Origin of the sequence: Mixta tenebrionis (genome assembly GCF_006517625.1) — a bacterium.
Lineage (GTDB): Bacteria > Pseudomonadota > Gammaproteobacteria > Enterobacterales > Enterobacteriaceae > Mixta > Mixta tenebrionis.
This window is the reverse complement of sequence record NZ_VHQI01000004.1, coordinates 358,079-374,827: the sequence shown is the minus strand read 5'-3', so window position 1 is coordinate 374,827 and position 16,749 is coordinate 358,079. Positions and strand designations below refer to the sequence as shown.

The 16,749-nt window shown below is 56.9% G+C and carries 14 protein-coding genes; 12 read left to right on the top strand and 2 right to left on the bottom strand.

Features of this window, described 5'->3' with window-relative positions:
- Positions 1-600, bottom strand: a complete 600-nt coding sequence (gene yfbR / locus FKM52_RS08985; RefSeq protein WP_141175860.1) for a 5'-deoxynucleotidase — start codon at positions 598-600, stop codon at positions 1-3.
- Positions 601-708: 108 nt separating this feature from the next.
- Entirely contained in the window at positions 709-1,926 is a 1,218-nt protein-coding gene (locus FKM52_RS08980) for a pyridoxal phosphate-dependent aminotransferase (RefSeq protein WP_141175859.1), read from the bottom strand.
- Between the two features lie 996 nt (positions 1,927-2,922).
- Here FKM52_RS08980 and lrhA point away from each other — a divergent pair.
- The 12 genes from lrhA to nuoL all read left to right on the top strand — a co-directional run bounded on the left by lrhA (position 2,923) and on the right by nuoL (position 16,666).
- On the top strand, positions 2,923-3,849 hold the full coding sequence (gene lrhA, locus FKM52_RS08975; RefSeq protein ID WP_141175858.1) for a transcriptional regulator LrhA: 927 nt from the start codon (positions 2,923-2,925) through the stop codon (positions 3,847-3,849).
- 658 nt (positions 3,850-4,507) lie between these two features.
- On the top strand, positions 4,508-4,945 hold the full coding sequence (locus FKM52_RS08970) for an NADH-quinone oxidoreductase subunit A (RefSeq protein WP_141175857.1): 438 nt from the start codon (positions 4,508-4,510) through the stop codon (positions 4,943-4,945).
- Between the two features lie 15 nt (positions 4,946-4,960).
- Positions 4,961-5,635 (top strand): NADH-quinone oxidoreductase subunit NuoB, encoded by a 675-nt coding sequence (gene nuoB / locus FKM52_RS08965; protein WP_141175856.1) that lies wholly within the window; start codon positions 4,961-4,963, stop codon positions 5,633-5,635.
- Between the two features lie 90 nt (positions 5,636-5,725).
- Positions 5,726-7,528: an NADH-quinone oxidoreductase subunit C/D gene (gene nuoC, locus FKM52_RS08960; RefSeq protein ID WP_141175855.1), complete on the top strand. Its 1,803-nt coding sequence runs from the start codon at positions 5,726-5,728 to the stop codon at positions 7,526-7,528.
- 2 nt (positions 7,529-7,530) lie between these two features.
- Positions 7,531-8,046: an NADH-quinone oxidoreductase subunit NuoE gene (gene nuoE, locus FKM52_RS08955; protein WP_141175854.1), complete on the top strand. Its 516-nt coding sequence runs from the start codon at positions 7,531-7,533 to the stop codon at positions 8,044-8,046.
- 2 nt (positions 8,047-8,048) lie between these two features.
- Entirely contained in the window at positions 8,049-9,389 is a 1,341-nt protein-coding gene (gene nuoF / locus FKM52_RS08950; protein ID WP_181407914.1) for an NADH-quinone oxidoreductase subunit NuoF, read from the top strand.
- 324 nt (positions 9,390-9,713) lie between these two features.
- Positions 9,714-12,437 carry an NADH-quinone oxidoreductase subunit NuoG gene (nuoG, locus tag FKM52_RS08945; protein WP_141175852.1) on the top strand — a complete coding sequence of 908 codons (2,724 nt, stop codon included), beginning with the start codon at positions 9,714-9,716 and terminating at the stop codon, positions 12,435-12,437.
- Positions 12,434-13,411 (top strand): NADH-quinone oxidoreductase subunit NuoH, encoded by a 978-nt coding sequence (gene nuoH, locus FKM52_RS08940; protein WP_141175851.1) that lies wholly within the window; start codon positions 12,434-12,436, stop codon positions 13,409-13,411. The genes nuoG and nuoH overlap by 4 nt, the downstream gene beginning before the upstream one ends.
- 13 nt (positions 13,412-13,424) lie before the next feature.
- Positions 13,425-13,967, top strand: a complete 543-nt coding sequence (gene nuoI, locus FKM52_RS08935) for an NADH-quinone oxidoreductase subunit NuoI (protein WP_141175850.1) — start codon at positions 13,425-13,427, stop codon at positions 13,965-13,967.
- Positions 13,968-13,977: 10 nt separating this feature from the next.
- Positions 13,978-14,535: an NADH-quinone oxidoreductase subunit J gene (gene nuoJ, locus FKM52_RS08930; RefSeq protein ID WP_141175849.1), complete on the top strand. Its 558-nt coding sequence runs from the start codon at positions 13,978-13,980 to the stop codon at positions 14,533-14,535.
- Positions 14,532-14,834 carry an NADH-quinone oxidoreductase subunit NuoK gene (nuoK, locus tag FKM52_RS08925; RefSeq protein ID WP_141175848.1) on the top strand — a complete coding sequence of 101 codons (303 nt, stop codon included), beginning with the start codon at positions 14,532-14,534 and terminating at the stop codon, positions 14,832-14,834. The genes nuoJ and nuoK overlap by 4 nt, the downstream gene beginning before the upstream one ends.
- The gene (gene nuoL / locus FKM52_RS08920) at positions 14,831-16,666 is read left to right on the top strand and encodes an NADH-quinone oxidoreductase subunit L (protein ID WP_141175847.1); all 1,836 of its coding nucleotides are present in this window, start codon (positions 14,831-14,833) and stop codon (positions 16,664-16,666) included. Before nuoK ends, nuoL begins: the two co-directional genes overlap by 4 nt.
- The last annotated feature ends 83 nt before the right edge of the window (positions 16,667-16,749 follow it).

Sequence of the window (16,749 nt, the reverse complement as noted above, 5' to 3'; positions counted from 1 at the left end):
TTACAACGGCGTGTCCTGCGAGATCTCGTCCAGCGACAGGCTGAAGCTGGGGACGAAGACTGAGATAAAGTAGTCCATCTCTTCGCTACGGCGGCGCTGCAGCGTTTTTTCAAGACGCGCCAGCGCCCGGCGGAATTCGTTGTTGCCGGCGGAAAGCTCCTCAAGGCATTTCAGGTAGGCGCACAGCGCGTCGGCCTGCTTCAGAATGGCCGTTTCCTCCTCGTCCTGCAGCTGTTCGTCCAGCAACGGGCGCCATGCCTCCTGCAGTTCGGCAGGCAGCATCTCAACCAGCTTATGACGCGCAATCTCCTCGATTTTTTTATACTCATGGGCAATCTGCGCGTTGTAATACTTTACCGGCGTCGGTAAATCGCCGGTCAGTACTTCGCTGGCGTCATGATAGAGCGCAATCAGGGCGATGCGTTCCGCATTCAGCTTGCCGTTAAACAGCTTATTTTTAATCACGGCCAGCGCATGGGCCACCGTCGCCACCTGCTGGCTGTGCTCGGAAACGTTTTCCGTACGCACGTTGCGCATCAGCGGCCAGCGGTTAATTAGTTTCAGACGGGAAAGGTGGGCAAAAAAGTGACTCTGCTTCATCGACAAGGCTTCTCCTCCTGCGGGCGACGAAAACCGGCAAACCCGATCTCCGCCGCCAGAGTATAGCCTTTTCACGCTGTCGGCTACAGCCCGCCGGGCGCTGCGCCGCTACTGATGATAGCCTTCAAGGAAACGGCCGAATTTGCCGATAGCGAGTTCCAGATCGTCAACGCGCGGCAGGGTAACGATGCGTACATGGTCCGGCCACGGCCAGTTAAAGGCGGTGCCCTGTACCAGCAACACTTTTTCCTGCAGCAGAAAATCCAGCACCATTTTCTGATCGTCATGCAGATTGAATTTTTTCGCATCGATGCGTGGGAACATATAGAGCGCGCCCTGCGGTTTCACGCAGCTGACGCCGGGAATTTGATTAATCAGCTCCCAGGCGCGCTGGCGCTGTTCATAAAGGCGTCCGCCGGGCATGATAAATTCATTAATACTCTGATAGCCGCCAAGCGCGGTTTGAATCGCGTGCTGCGCCGGAACGTTGGCGCACAGGCGCATGGAGGCAAGCATTTCCAGCCCTTCGATATATCCTTTCGCGTGCTTTTTCGGGCCGTTAAGCACCATCCAGCCCTGACGGAAGCCGGCGACGCGGTAGGTTTTAGAGAGGCCGTTAAAGGTGACGGTAAGCAGATCGGGCGCCAGCGCGGCGATAGAGTGGTGCTGCGCGGCATCATAAAGAATCTTATCGTAAATCTCGTCGGCAAAAATAATCAGATTATGTTCCCGCGCAATCTCCACGATCTCCATCAGCAATGCTTTGCTGTAAACGGCGCCGGTGGGGTTGTTCGGGTTGATAATCACGATGCCGCGCGTACGCGGCGTAATTTTGCTGCGAATATCGGCCAGATCGGGGAACCATCCGGCGGACTCGTCACACAGATAGTGCACCGCCTTGCCGCTGGAAAGCGAAACGGCGGCGGTCCAGAGCGGATAGTCGGGCGCCGGCACCAGCATTTCGTCGCCGCTGTTCAGCAGCGCCTGCATCGACTGCACAATCAGCTCGGAAACGCCGTTGCCGATATAAATATCCTCAACGGTCACATCGCGCATATCGCGCGCCTGGTAGTGCTGCATAATGGCCTTACGCGCGGAGTAAAGCCCTTTGGAATCGCTGTAACCCTGCGCTCCCGGCAAGTTGCGGATTACGTCTACCAGAATTTCATCCGGCGCTTCAAAGCCAAACGGGGCCGGATTGCCGATGTTAAGCTTAAGAACCTTGTTGCCTTCTTCTTCCAGGCGTTTGGCCTCTTTCAACACCGGGCCGCGAATGTCATAGCAAACATTATCCAGCTTGGAAGATTTTTCGATAATTGTATTCATTACTTAGCGCCTTTACTGACAGAACTGCGTTCCTGCCGTGGAAATAAACCCATCCAATTTACTCCTCTGATGTTCACTTTTGAAGGGCAGGGCCGGCTTTGGGCGCAACCGCCAGACAAGGGGAATCTCACAGCCATGCAGCAGTGGTCAGTGAGATTTATCTGGTATAAAAAACTACCTTTCAGCTTAAAGTTAGCATTAATGACTGTTTACTGGCGGGCGGCTGTAAATCTGACATGACGCTTTGCGAGGTGGATCAGAAAAAGAATGAAATTAAGATAAAAAAAGTAGATTGATACAGAATGAAACAGTTAAATTTTACTACTTAAAGAAGGATTAAGAAGGCCAAAGAATAATGAAACTTTGTTCTGAGTTTTCCGGCGCTTCGTCAATAGCCTATCTCCTGTTACGCATTGGATTACTTTTCCGCCAGCCGGTAAGAAAAAGCAATCCCGAAAAAAAGGCGTATTAATGCTAAAATGATGCTTTATTGATAAGAAAAATGCGATTGGGGCTTAAAAAGTAGGCGTCAATGTGGCAGGATATCCATCAACGGGCTTTGTGCCAAAAAGCGGTACAATCGTTTGCTGCGCAGTTTAAAGCGACGCGGCCAGAGTTTAAGTCCGATAATTTATTACATTTTTGCGTTAAGCCACTTTGCTGACGCCTTATATCGAAGTTATGAACCAGCGGCCCCGACGTTAGCTTGCCTGAAGTTGGCTCGGTTTCCATCAATAAGCGGAGCGCAACTTGCGTTCGTAACGTTAGCGTCTGGGCGCTAAATGATAGTTAATCTTAAATACTGACGGCACTGGTGGTTTTGCCTGCATCTCCTCCAGCAGTATGAGTGAACAGCAGCTTTTCTTTAGCAGTTGAAAGCTGTCGTTTCCGCGGTTCGGAAACGTCATTTTTGCCATCTTAAACTCCGTCCGCCATTTGAACGACGGCAGTCACACCAGGGTAGTTGTTATTAAAAATTTATAAGTGAAGAAAAATATGACTAATGCAAATCGTCCGATACTTAATCTCGATCTCGATCTGCTGAGAACGTTTGTTGCAGTAGCAGATCTTAATACATTTGCTGCTGCCGCAGCGGCCGTATGCAGAACCCAGTCAGCGGTCAGCCAGCAGATGCAACGTCTTGAACAGCTGGTAGGTAAAGAGCTGTTTGCCCGTCACGGTCGTAATAAACTGCTCACCGAGCACGGTATTCAGCTGCTGGGCTATGCCCGCAAAATCCTGCGCTTTAATGACGAAGCCTGTACTTCCCTGATGTACAGCAACGTACAGGGCGTGCTGACGATCGGGGCTTCCGACGATACTTCAGATACCATTCTGCCGTTCCTGCTGAACCGCGTTACTTCCGTGTATCCGAAACTGGCGATCGACGTACGCGTGAAGCGCAATCCGTTTATGATGGAGATGCTGAATCAGGGCGAAGTGGATCTGGTGGTTACCACCTCCAGCCCCGGCTCCTTTACTCATCAGGTGCTGCGTACTTCTCCGACGCTGTGGTACTGCGCCGCGGACTATATTTTCCAGCGCGGAGAGGCGATTCCTCTGGTGCTGCTGGATGAGCCAAGCCCATACCGCGATATGGCGATCGATCACCTGAACGAAGCGGGTATTCCGTGGCGTATCTCCTATGTCGCCTCGACGCTGGCGGCGGTGCGCGCGGCGGTCAAAGCGGGCCTGGGCGTTACCGCGCGTCCGGTGGAAATGATGAGTCCGGAACTGCGCGTAATGGGCGCTGCCGAAGGTCTGCCGGTGCTGCCGGATACGCAATACCTGCTGTGCCGCAATCCGGACAGCGAAAACGAGCTGGCGCTGGCGATCTTCAACGCCATGGAATCGAGCAACGATCCCTATAACCTTGCGCTGGCCGCTCAGGGCGATGCAATGTTACTGGATGATGAAGAATAAGTTCTGTAAATGAGATGATTTTTCATTCGAAGCGGTGATTGTTAAAATAAACCGCGATAAAAAAGCCTCCCGGCGCAATCAGGCGCTAAGAGGCTTTTTTTACAGGCTTTTTTAGCGTTAGCCAGCGCTTCGCTGAAGTTTTTATTTTTGTCTGCGCGATAAAAATAAAACGTTTTGCGCTGTACAGAAAAAATGTTGTTCGCATAGTGTCCGGCGCACTTTTTGCGGAAAAAACAGCCAGCGCGCTGGCTGTTTTTTTAGCGAAAAGGGTCAAACTGTGTTCTGGATCAAAAAAATAACCCTGCTTTGGGGAAGGAAATCTGCGGTTTTCCTGTCAAAATATGTTTGTTAAATGTGCGATCCATACGTGCAATACCCACTACACTTAATTTACATCTTCAGACTGACTCGATTTAGCCGGATGCCTGCGCAGCTTATGTTAATAAGGTGATATAAGTGTAAATTAACGTGTGGATATCTTTGTCAAAGTTGACAAAAGGTTATGTAAAGGGGTAAAAACGCCATTAAATTGCTGCTTATATGTTAATGGCAGCATAATTTATAAGGTTTTTCATCCTTCCCTTGAATTAATGTGGTGTGTTCTCGCCATTGGCTCCGCAGGACGCTAAACGCCACTTTTAATGAGTAAGCAGAGAGTATGTCAACAACCACAGAAGTTATCGCTCATCACTGGGCATTCGCTGTTTTTATCGTTGTCGCTTTTGGTCTGTGCCTGTTTATGCTGGCGGGCGGCTGGCTGCTGGGCGGGCGCGCCCGCGCGCGTCATAAAAACACGCCTTTTGAATCCGGTATCGATCCGGTTGGTAGCACGCATCTTCGCCTTTCTGCCAAGTTTTACCTGGTGGCCATGTTCTTCGTTATCTTCGACGTCGAAGCCCTCTTTTTATATGCATGGTCGGCCTCCATTCGCGAAAGCGGCTGGGTCGGCTTTGTTGAAGCCGCGATTTTCATTTTGGTGCTGTTGGCGGGTCTGGTTTATCTGGTGCGGATTGGCGCGCTGGATTGGGCGCCTGCGCGTCGTCGCGTGGATGTTGATACCAGCAACGTCACTAACACCAACCCTCAAAAGCAGTAACAGCGAGGCATTAAGATGGACTATACGCTCACCCGCATAGACCCCAACGGTGAGAACGACCGTTACCCCCTGCAAAAACAGGAGATCGTAACCGACCCCCTGGAGCAAGAAGTTAATAAAAGCGTGTATATGGGCAAGCTGGAGCATGCGCTGCACGACATGGTGAACTGGGGGCGTAAGAACTCAATCTGGCCATATAACTTCGGGCTTTCATGCTGCTATGTTGAGATGGTGACGTCATTCACTGCGGTGCATGACGTTGCGCGTTTTGGCGCCGAGGTGCTGCGCGCCTCTCCGCGTCAGGCCGATCTGATGGTGATAGCCGGCACCTGCTTTACTAAAATGGCGCCGGTTATTCAGCGCCTGTACGATCAGATGCTGGAGCCGAAATGGGTCATTTCCATGGGTGCCTGCGCCAACTCCGGCGGCATGTACGATATCTATTCGGTCGTGCAGGGCGTGGACAAATTTTTGCCGGTTGACGTCTATATTCCCGGCTGTCCGCCGCGCCCGGAGGCTTATATGCAGGCGTTGATGCTGCTGCAGGAATCAATCGGCAAAGAGCGTCGTCCGCTCTCCTGGGTGGTTGGCGATCAGGGCGTGTATCGCGCCAATATGCAGTCGGAACGCGAGCGTAAGCGCGGCGAACGCATTGCTGTTACCAATCTGCGTACCCCAGACGAGATTTAATTTGCGCCTGTGGGCGATGGAAAAGATCTTCGCATATCAATAATCAAATAGCGCGAAGCCACGCCCGACAGTCACCACGGACCATTTGCAATGGTGAACAATATGACCGACTTAACCGCGCAAGACGCCGCATGGCAGACCAGGGACCATCTTGATGACCCGGTTATTGGCGAACTGCGCAACCGTTTTGGGCCGGATGCCTTTACCGTTCAGGCTACCCGTACCGGGATACCCGTTGTCTGGGTAAAGCGTGAACAATTACTGGAAGTGGGCGATTTTTTAAAGAGATTGCCGAAACCTTACGTCATGCTGTTTGATTTACACGGCATGGACGAACGCCTGCGTACTCATCGCCAGGGCTTGCCCGCCGCGGACTTTTCCGTTTTCTACCATCTGATCTCCATCGACCGCAATCGCGATATCATGCTCAAGGTGGCGCTGGCGGAAAACGATCTGCATCTGCCGACCTTTACCAAACTTTTCCCCAACGCCAACTGGTACGAGCGTGAAACCTGGGAGATGTTCGGCATAACCTTCGACGGCCACCCGCACCTGCGTCGTATTATGATGCCGCCCACCTGGGAAGGGCATCCGCTGCGCAAAGATTATCCGGCGCGCGCTACCGAGTTCGATCCCTTTGAGCTGACCAAACAGAAAGAAGATCTGGAAATGGAAGCGCTGCTCTTCAAGCCGGAAGAGTGGGGGATGAAGCGTGGAACTGAAAGCGAAGATTTCATGTTCCTCAACCTTGGGCCGAACCACCCGTCAGCGCACGGTGCGTTCCGCATCGTGCTGCAGCTGGATGGCGAAGAGATCGTCGACTGCGTGCCTGATATCGGCTATCACCACCGCGGCGCGGAGAAAATGGGCGAGCGCCAGTCCTGGCACAGCTATATTCCCTATACCGATCGCGTGGAGTACCTCGGCGGCTGCGTTAATGAAATGCCCTACGTGCTGGCGGTAGAAAAACTGGCGGGCATCGTGGTGCCGGATCGCGTTAACGTAATCCGCGTAATGCTCTCCGAACTGTTCCGCATCAACAGCCATCTGCTCTATATTTCCACCTTTATTCAGGACGTCGGCGCAATGACGCCGGTGTTCTTCGCCTTTACCGATCGCCAGAAAATCTACGATCTGGTGGAAGCGATTACCGGCTTCCGTATGCACCCGGCGTGGTTCCGCATCGGCGGCGTCGCGCACGATCTGCCGCGCGGCTGGGATCGCCTGCTGCGTGAGTTCCTCGACTGGATGCCGCAGCGCCTGGCCTCTTATGAGAAGGCCGCGTTGCGTAACTCGATTTTAAAAGGTCGCGCTCAGGGCGTAGCCGCCTACGGTGCGAAAGAAGCGCTGGCGTGGGGAACCACCGGCGCCGGCCTGCGCGCTACCGGCATCAGCTTCGACGTGCGTAAATGGCGGCCCTATTCTGGCTACGAAAACTTTGACTTTGAAGTTCCGGTAGGCGACGGCGTATCAGATTGCTACAGCCGCGTGATGCTGAAAGTAGAAGAGCTGCGCCAGAGCCTGCGTATTCTTGAGCAGTGTCTCAATAATATGCCGGCGGGGCCGTTCAAGGCGGATCACCCGCTGACCACGCCGCCGCCGAAAGAGCGCACGCTGCAGCATATCGAAACCCTGATTACCCACTTCCTGCAGGTTTCCTGGGGGCCGGTGATGCCCGCCAACGAATCTTTCCAGATGGTTGAGGCGACTAAGGGGATCAACAGCTACTACCTGACCAGCGACGGCAGCACCGTAAGTTATCGCACGCGTATTCGTACGCCAAGTTTCCCGCACCTGCAGCAGATCCCCTCGGTGATCCGCGGCAGCCTGGTATCCGACCTGATCGTATACCTGGGTAGTATCGATTTTGTTATGTCAGACGTGGACCGCTAATTATGCACGATCAAAAAATTGCCATCGAAACGATCGACCCGAAAGAGGTCTTTGAGCTGAGTGCGGCAGAACGCGACGCGATTGAGCATGAAAAACACCATTACGAAGATGCCCGCGCCGCCTCGATTGAAGCGCTGAAAATCGTGCAGAAGCAGCGCGGCTGGGTGCCGGATGGGGCGATCGGCGCCATTGCCGAGGTGCTGGGCATTCCCGCCAGCGACGTAGAGGGCGTGGCGACGTTCTACAGCCAGATTTTCCGTCAGCCGGTTGGCCGTCACGTGATTCGCTACTGCGACAGCGTGGTATGCCATATCACCGGCTATCAGGGCATTCAGGCGGCGCTGGAGCAGCAGCTGAATATTAAGCCGGGCCAGACCACGCCGGACGGCCGCTTTACGCTGCTGCCGACCTGCTGCCTTGGTAACTGTGATAAAGGCCCGACGATGATGGTGGATGAGGATACTCACGTTCACCTGACGCCGGAAAACATTTCATCGTTACTGGAGCAGTATCAATGACAGTGAAAGAGATCGTTCGTACTGCGGAAACCCACCCGCTGACCTGGCGGATGCGCGACGATAAACAGCCGGTCTGGTTTGAAGAATACCGCAGCAAAAACGGCTACGCCGGCGCGGAAAAAGCGCTGAAAGGCATGGCGCCAGACGAGATCGTGGCGCTGGTAAAAGATTCCGGCCTGAAAGGGCGCGGCGGCGCAGGCTTTTCCACCGGTTTGAAGTGGAGCCTGATGCCGAAAGATGAAGCGATGAACATCCGGTATCTGCTGTGCAACGCCGATGAGATGGAGCCGGGCACCTATAAAGACCGTCTGCTGATGGAGCAGATGCCGCACCAGCTGGTAGAGGGCATGCTGATCGGCGCCTTTGCGCTTAAAGCGTATCGCGGCTATATCTTCCTGCGCGGCGAATATGTGGAGGCGGCGGTAAATCTGCGACGCGCCATCGCTGAGGCTACCGAAGCGGGCTTCCTCGGCAAAAATATTCTCGGCACCGGCTTTGATTTCGAGCTGATCGTGCATACCGGCGCGGGCCGCTATATCTGCGGTGAAGAAACCGCGCTGATTAACTCGCTGGAAGGACGCCGCGCTAACCCGCGTTCCAAGCCGCCATTTCCGGCTTCGGCCGGCGCCTGGGGCAAGCCGACCTGCGTTAACAACGTGGAAACCCTTTCCAACGTGCCTGCTATCCTCGCCAACGGCGTGGAGTGGTACAAAAGCCTGGCGAAGAGCGAGGACGCGGGCACCAAGCTGATGGGCTTCTCCGGGCGGGTAAAAAATCCCGGCGTCTGGGAGCTGCCGTTCGGCATTACCGCGCGTGAAATCCTGGAGGATTACGCCGGCGGGATGCGCGACGGCCTGAAATTTAAAGCCTGGCAGCCGGGCGGCGCGGGCACCGATTTCCTCACCGAGCAGCATCTCGATCTGCCGATGGAGTTCGCCAGTATCGGCAAAGCGGGCAGCCGTCTTGGCACCGCGCTGGCGATGGCGGTGGATCACGAGATCAATATGGTGTCGCTGGTGCGTAACCTGGAAGAGTTTTTCGCCCGTGAATCCTGCGGCTGGTGTACGCCGTGCCGCGACGGCCTGCCGTGGAGCGTAAAAATTTTGCGCGCGCTGGAGCAGGGCAAAGGGCAGCCGGGCGATATTGAAACGCTGCTGCAGCTTTGCCGTCAGCTCGGCCCCGGCAAAACCTTCTGTGCGCATGCGCCCGGCGCGGTGGAACCTTTACAGAGCGCGATTAAATATTTCCGTGAAGAGTTTGAGGCTGGCATTGCGCCGCAGGTGTTTGGCAATACCCGTGCGATTGACGGGATTCAGCCCAACCTGCTGAAAGCGCGCTGGTAAACGTCACGGTTAGCGATACGCGCCGCTTACCCAAAGCATTTCGGGTTGCAGCAAGGCGGCAACTGAATGAATCCCGCGAGCTTACGTTGGTAAGTGTGCGCGGTGAATGAAGGCAGCCAACACCGCTGCGGCCTGAGGGCGAAGGGATTACCCAAAGCATTTCGGGTTGCAGCAAGGCGGCAACTGAATGAATCCCGCGAGCTTACGTTGGTAAGTGAGCGCGGTGAATGAAGGCAGCCAACACCGCTGCGGCCTGAAAGGCGAAGGGTAAAGAAGAATTATGTTTAACGCTCGTACTACGAGCCTTACGGAAGCATGTTCACTATGGCTACAATTCATGTAGACGGTAAAGAATATGAGGTGGATGGAGCGGACAACCTGCTGCAGGCGTGTCTCTCCCTCGGCCTGGATATTCCTTACTTTTGCTGGCACCCAGCGCTGGGGAGCGTCGGCGCCTGCCGCCAGTGCGCGGTAAAGCAATATCAAAACGCTGAGGATACGCGCGGACGCCTCGTCATGTCCTGCATGACGCCTGCCGCTGACGGCACCTTCATCTCAATTGATGATAGCGAAGCGAAAGAGTTTCGCGAAAGCGTGGTGGAGTGGCTGATGACCAACCACCCGCACGACTGTCCGGTTTGCGAAGAGGGGGGCAACTGCCACCTGCAGGATATGACGGTCATGACCGGCCACAGCTTCCGCCGCTACCGCTTCACCAAACGCACCCATCGCAACCAGGATCTGGGGCCGTTTATTTCTCATGAGATGAACCGCTGCATCGCCTGCTACCGCTGCGTGCGCTACTACAAAGATTATGCCGACGGCAAAGATCTCGGCGTTTACGGCGCGCACGACAACGTCTATTTTGGCCGCCCGGAAGAGGGCACGCTGGAGAGCGAATTCTCCGGCAACCTGGTGGAAATCTGCCCGACCGGCGTCTTCACCGACAAAACCCACTCCGAACGCTATAACCGCAAATGGGATATGCAGTTCGCGCCGAGCATCTGCCAGCAGTGCAGCGTCGGCTGCAACACCAGTCCGGGCGAGCGCTATGGCGAGCTGCGCCGCATCGAAAACCGCTACAACGGCAGCGTGAACCACTATTTCCTTTGCGATCGCGGACGCTTCGGCTACGGCTACGTAAACCGCAAAGATCGCCCGCGTCAGCCGCTGCAGCGCCGCGGCAACGACTGGGTGGCGCTCAACGCCGAACAGGCGATGCAGGGCGCGGCGGACGTGCTGCGTCAGGCGAAAAACGTTATCGGCATCGGTTCGCCGCGCGCCAGCGTGGAAAGCAACTTTGCGCTGCGTGAACTGGTAGGCGCGGCGAATTTCTCTACCGGCATGCCGGCAGGGGAGCAGGCGCGTCTGGCGCTGATGCTGAAAGTGCTGCGCGAAGGCGGCATCCATACGCCCGCGCTGCGTGAAATTGAAAGCTACGATGCGGTGCTGGTGCTGGGCGAAGATCTTACCCAGACCGGCGCGCGCGTGGCGCTGGCGGTACGTCAGGCGGTTAAGGGCAAGGCGCGTGACATGGCCGCGGCGCAGAAAGTCGCCGACTGGCAAATCGCCGCTATCCTCAATATCGGTCAGCACGCTAAACACCCGCTGTTTGTTACTAACGTCGATGAAACCCGCCTTGATGATATCGCCGCGTGGAGTTACCGCGCGCCGGTAGAAGATCAGGCGCGTCTTGGTTTTGCTATCGCCCATGCGCTGGATAACGGCGCGCCGGCGGTTAGCGATCTCGACAGCAGCCTGAACAGCAAAATCGAGGTGATTGTCCAGGCGCTGGCCGGGGCGAAAAAGCCGCTGATCGTTTCCGGTACGCATTCCGGCAGCGAAGCGATAATTGAAGCCGCCGCCAACGTGGCGAAAGCATTGAAAGGGCGCGGCGCCGACGTCGGCATTACGCTAATCGCCTCCGCCGCCAACAGCGTCGGCCTGGGGCTGATGGGCGGCATGACGCTGGACGAGGCGCTGGATCGGCTGGAAAGCGGCAGCGCCGATGCGGTGGTGGTGCTGGAAAACGATCTCTACCGCCACGCGCCGCAGGCGAAAGTGGATGCGGCGCTGCGTCATGCGGATAACGTCATCGTCGTCGATCACCAGCGGACCGCGACGATGGAGAAAGCGGGGCTGATTCTTTCCGGCGCCAGCTTCGCCGAAAGCGACGGTACGCTGATCAACCACGAAGGCCGCGCGCAGCGCTTCTTCCAGGTTTACGATCCCGCCTGGTACGATAATACGGTGGTGATGCTGGAAAGCTGGCGCTGGCTGCATTCGCTGCACAGCACCATTGAAAGTCGCCACGTCGACTGGACGCAGCTCGATCATGTCATCGACGCCGTGGCGCGCGCGCTGCCGCAGCTTAGCGGCATCAAGGATGCCGCGCCGGACGCTTCGTTCCGCGTACACGGTCAGAAACTGGCGCGTTCGCCGCACCGCTTCAGCGGACGCACCGCCGCGCGCGCCAATATCAGCGTGCACGAGCCGCGCCAGCCGCGCGATGTGGACACCATGTTCAACTTCTCTATGGAAGGCAACAACCAGCCGGGCGCGCCGCGTTCTGATATCCCGTTCGCCTGGGCGCCGGGCTGGAACTCGCCGCAGGCGTGGAACAAATTCCAGGACGAGGTGGGCGGCAAGCTGCGTCATGGCGATCCCGGCGTGCGTCTGTTTGAGGCGGCGGCGGGCCAGCTGGCGTGGTTCAGCCAGGTGCCGGGCGCCTTTACCCGCAGCGGCGGCTGGCGCGTCGCGCCTTACTACAATCTGTTCGGCAGCGAAGAGATGTCGCAGCGCGCGCCGGTGATGCAGCAGCGTATGCCGCAGCCGGCGCTGGTTATCAACCCGGCCGATGCCGCCGCGCTTGGCGTTAACCCCGGCGCCGCGCTGGAGCTGAGCTGCGCCGGCGAGACGCTACGCCTGCCGGTACGCTTCTCCGAGGCGTTGCAGCCGGGGCAGGTGGGCTTGCCGCTGGGAATGCCGGGTATCCCGCCGTTCCTGGCCGGCGCCGATATTGACACTCTGCGGGAGGCGGCACAATGAGCTGGTTAACACCGGACGTTATCGATATTTTGCTGGGCATACTCAAGGCTATCGTCATTCTGCTGGTGGTGGTGGTTTGCGGCGCCTTTATGAGCTTTGGCGAACGCCGTCTGCTCGGTCTGTTCCAGAACCGCTACGGGCCTAACCGCGTCGGCTGGGGCGGCTCGCTGCAGCTGGCGGCGGATATGATCAAAATGTTCTTTAAAGAGGACTGGATCCCGCCGTTTACCGATCGCTTTATCTTTACCCTGGCGCCGGTTATCGCCTTTGTATCGCTGCTGCTGGCCTTCGTCATCGTGCCGGTCAGCCCCACCTGGATGGTCACCGACCTGAATATCGGGCTGCTGTTTTTCCTGATGATGGCGGGTCTGGCGGTCTATGCGGTGCTGTTTGCCGGCTGGTCAAGCAACAACAAATACTCGCTGCTGGGGGCGATGCGCGCTTCCGCCCAGACGCTGAGCTACGAGGTGTTTCTTGGCCTGTCGCTGATGGGCGTGGTGGCGCAGGCGGGATCGTTCAATATGAGCGATATCGTTAACAGCCAGGCGCATCTGTGGAACATCATCCCGCAGTTCTTCGGCTTCCTCACCTTCTGTATCGCCGGCGTCGCGGTCTGTCACCGCCATCCGTTCGACCAGCCGGAAGCGGAGCAGGAGCTGGCCGACGGCTACCATATTGAATATTCCGGTATGAAGTTCGGCCTGTTCTTTGTCGGCGAATACGTGGCGATTACCACGGTTTCCGCGCTGATCGTGACGCTGTTCTTCGGCGGCTGGCACGGACCATGGCTGCCGCCCTTTATCTGGTTCGCGCTTAAAACGGCATTCTTCATGATGATGTTTATTCTGATTCGTGCCTCGCTGCCGCGTCCGCGCTATGACCAGGTAATGTCCTTCGGCTGGAAAGTTTGTCTGCCGTTGACGCTGTTGAACCTGCTGGCGACTGCCGCAGTGATTCTGTACAACGCGCAGTAAAGGGGTTGTAACCATGAGATTAAAAGACATTCTTGTCGGTTTCGGCACCCAGGTACGCAGTATCTGGATGATAGGCCTGCACGCCTTTGCTAAGCGCGAAACCCGCATGTATCCGGAAGAGCCGGTTTACCTGCCGCCGCGCTATCGCGGCCGTATCGTGCTGACGCGCGATCCGGACGGCGCGGAGCGCTGCGTGGCCTGTAACCTCTGCGCGGTAGCCTGCCCGGTCAGCTGTATTTCGCTGCAAAAGGCGGAAACCAAAGATGGCCGCTGGTATCCGGAGTTTTTCCGCATCAACTTCTCCCGCTGCATCTTCTGCGGCATGTGCGAAGAAGCCTGCCCGACCACGGCGATTCAGCTAACGCCCGATTTCGAGCTGGGCGAATTTAAGCGTCAGGATCTGGTATACGAGAAAGAAGACCTGCTGATTTCAGGGCCGGGCAAATACCCGGAATATAACTTCTACCGTATGGCAGGCATGGCGATCGAAGGGAAAGACAAGGGCGAAGCGGAAAACGAAGCCAAACCCATCGACGTCAAAGGCCTGTTGCCTTAAGGAGCCCGGCATGGAACTTGCGTTTTATCTTTGTGGTCTGGTGGCGGTGTTAACCACGCTGCGCGTGATTACCCACACCAACCCGGTACATGCGTTGCTGTACCTGATTATCTCGCTGTTGGCGATCGCTGGCGTCTTCTTTTCGCTTGGCGCCTATTTCGCCGGCGCGCTGGAGATTATCGTTTATGCGGGCGCCATTATGGTGCTGTTCGTCTTCGTGGTGATGATGCTTAACCTCGGTAAATCGGTGCAGGATCAGGAAAGCCGCTGGCTGCAGCCTTCGCTGTGGATCGGGCCGGGCCTGATATCGCTGCTGCTGCTGCTGGTAATGGTGTACGCCATAATGTCCGTCAACGATCAGGGCATTGACGGCACGATGATCGATGCGAAAGCGGTGGGCATCAGCCTGTTCGGCCCCTATGTGCTGGCGGTGGAGCTGGCTTCAATGCTGCTGCTGGCGGGCCTGGTGGTCGCCTTCCATATCGGACGTGAAGATCGTCACGGCGAAATCTTAAGTAACCGCGTCAGCGACGCGGCGACGGCGAAAAGTAAGGAGGAGCGCGCATGATCCCTCTGCAACATGGATTGATTCTGGCAGCCGTGCTGTTTGTTCTCGGCTTCACCTCGCTGGTGCTGCGCCGTAACCTGCTGTTTATGCTGATCAGCCTGGAAATCATGATTAATGCCGCAGCCCTGGCGTTAGTGGTGGCGGGAAGCTACTGGGGGCAGGCGGATGGCCAGGTGATGTATATCCTGGCGATCAGCCTCGCCGCGGCGGAAGCCAGTATCGGCCTGGCGCTGCTGCTGCAGCTTTACCGCCGCCGTCAGACCCTGAATATTGACACAGTAAGCGAGATGCGCGGATGAATCTTCTCTACTTAACCATACTGCTGCCGCTAATCGGCTTTATGCTGCTGGCGTTTTCTCGCGGCCGCTGGTCGGAGAACCTGGCGGCGACCGTGGGCGTCGGTTCGGTAGGACTGGCGGCGCTGGTCACGCTCTACGTCGGCATCGATTTCTTTGCTAACGGTCAGGCGCTGTTTACCCAGGCGCTCTGGACCTGGATGCAGGTTGGCAACTTCAATATCGGCGTTACGCTGTCGCTGGACGGCCTTTCGCTTACCATGCTGTCGGTGGTGACCGGCGTCGGCTTCCTGATTCATATGTTCGCCTCCTGGTATATGCGCGGGGAAGAGGGCTATTCGCGCTTCTTCGCCTATACCAACCTGTTTATCGCCAGCATGGTGGTGCTGGTGCTGGCGGACAACCTGATGCTGATGTATCTCGGCTGGGAAGGGGTGGGCCTCTGCTCTTATCTGCTGATTGGCTTCTATTACACCAATCCGAATAACGGCAAGGCGGCGATGAAGGCCTTTATCATCACCCGCGTCGGCGACGTGTTTCTCGCGTTCGCGCTGTTCATTCTTTACAACGAGCTGGGCACGCTGAACTTCCGTGAAATGGTTGAGCTGGCGCCGGCGCACTTTGCGGCGGATAACTCTATGCTGCAATGGGCGACGCTGATGCTGCTGGGCGGCGCAGTAGGTAAGTCCGCGCAGCTGCCGCTGCAGACCTGGCTGGCCGATGCGATGGCCGGTCCGACGCCGGTTTCGGCGTTGATCCACGCCGCCACCATGGTGACCGCTGGCGTCTACCTGATCGCCCGTACTCACGGCCTGTTCCTGATGACGCCGGATGTACTGCATCTGGTTGGAATTATCGGGGCGGCGACGCTGGTGCTGGCTGGCTTTGCCGCGCTGGTGCAGACCGATATCAAGCGCGTGCTGGCCTACTCAACTATGAGCCAGATCGGCTATATGTTTCTGGCGCTGGGCGTACAGGCGTGGGATGCGGCGATCTTCCATCTGATGACCCATGCGTTCTTCAAGGCGCTGCTGTTCCTCTCCTCTGGTTCGGTGATCCTCGCCTGCCATCACGAGCAGAACATTTTCAAAATGGGCGGCCTGCGTAAGAGCATCCCGCTGGTCTATGTCTGCTTCCTGGTGGGCGGCGCGGCGCTGGCGGCGCTGCCGCTGGTAACCGCGGGCTTCTACAGTAAGGATGAAATTCTGTTCGGCGCGCTGGTTAACGGCCACGTTAACCTGATGATGGCCGGTCTGGTCGGCGCCTTCCTGACCTCGCTCTACACCTTCCGCATGATCTTTATCGTCTTCCACGGCGAGGAGAAAATTCATGCGCACGCGGGCAAAGGCATTACGCATCATCTGCCGCTGATCGTGCTGCTGCTGTTCTCTACCTTCGTTGGCGCGCTGATTACGCCGCCGCTGGCGGGCGTGCTGCCGCAAAGCGAGCATGGCGAAGCGGGCAAAACGGCGCTGGAGATCGCCTCAGGCGCGGTGGCTGTCGTCGGTATCCTGATCGCGGCATGGCTGTGGCTGGGCAAACGCGCCCTGGTTACCAGCGTGGCGCGCAGCGCGCCGGGCCGCTTCTTCGCAACCTGGTGGTTTGCCGCCTGGGGCTTCGACTGGCTGTATGACAAGATCTTCGTTCAGCCCTATCTCGGCGTCGCCTGGCTGCTGAAACGCGATCCGCTGAATGCGCTGCTGAATATCCCGGCGCTGGTCTCAAAGCTGGCGAATAAAGGCCTGGTGGTCAGCGAAAACGGCTATCTGCGCTGGTATGTCGCCTCAATGGGCGTCGGCGCGGTAGTAGTGCTGGCGCTGATGCTGACGCTGTAAGGTTAGTGAGCGGGAGGCGGCGTGCTGCCGTCTCCCACCCGATAAGCTTGTGAAAAAACCTGAGGTTGGGCGCGATCGGTAGC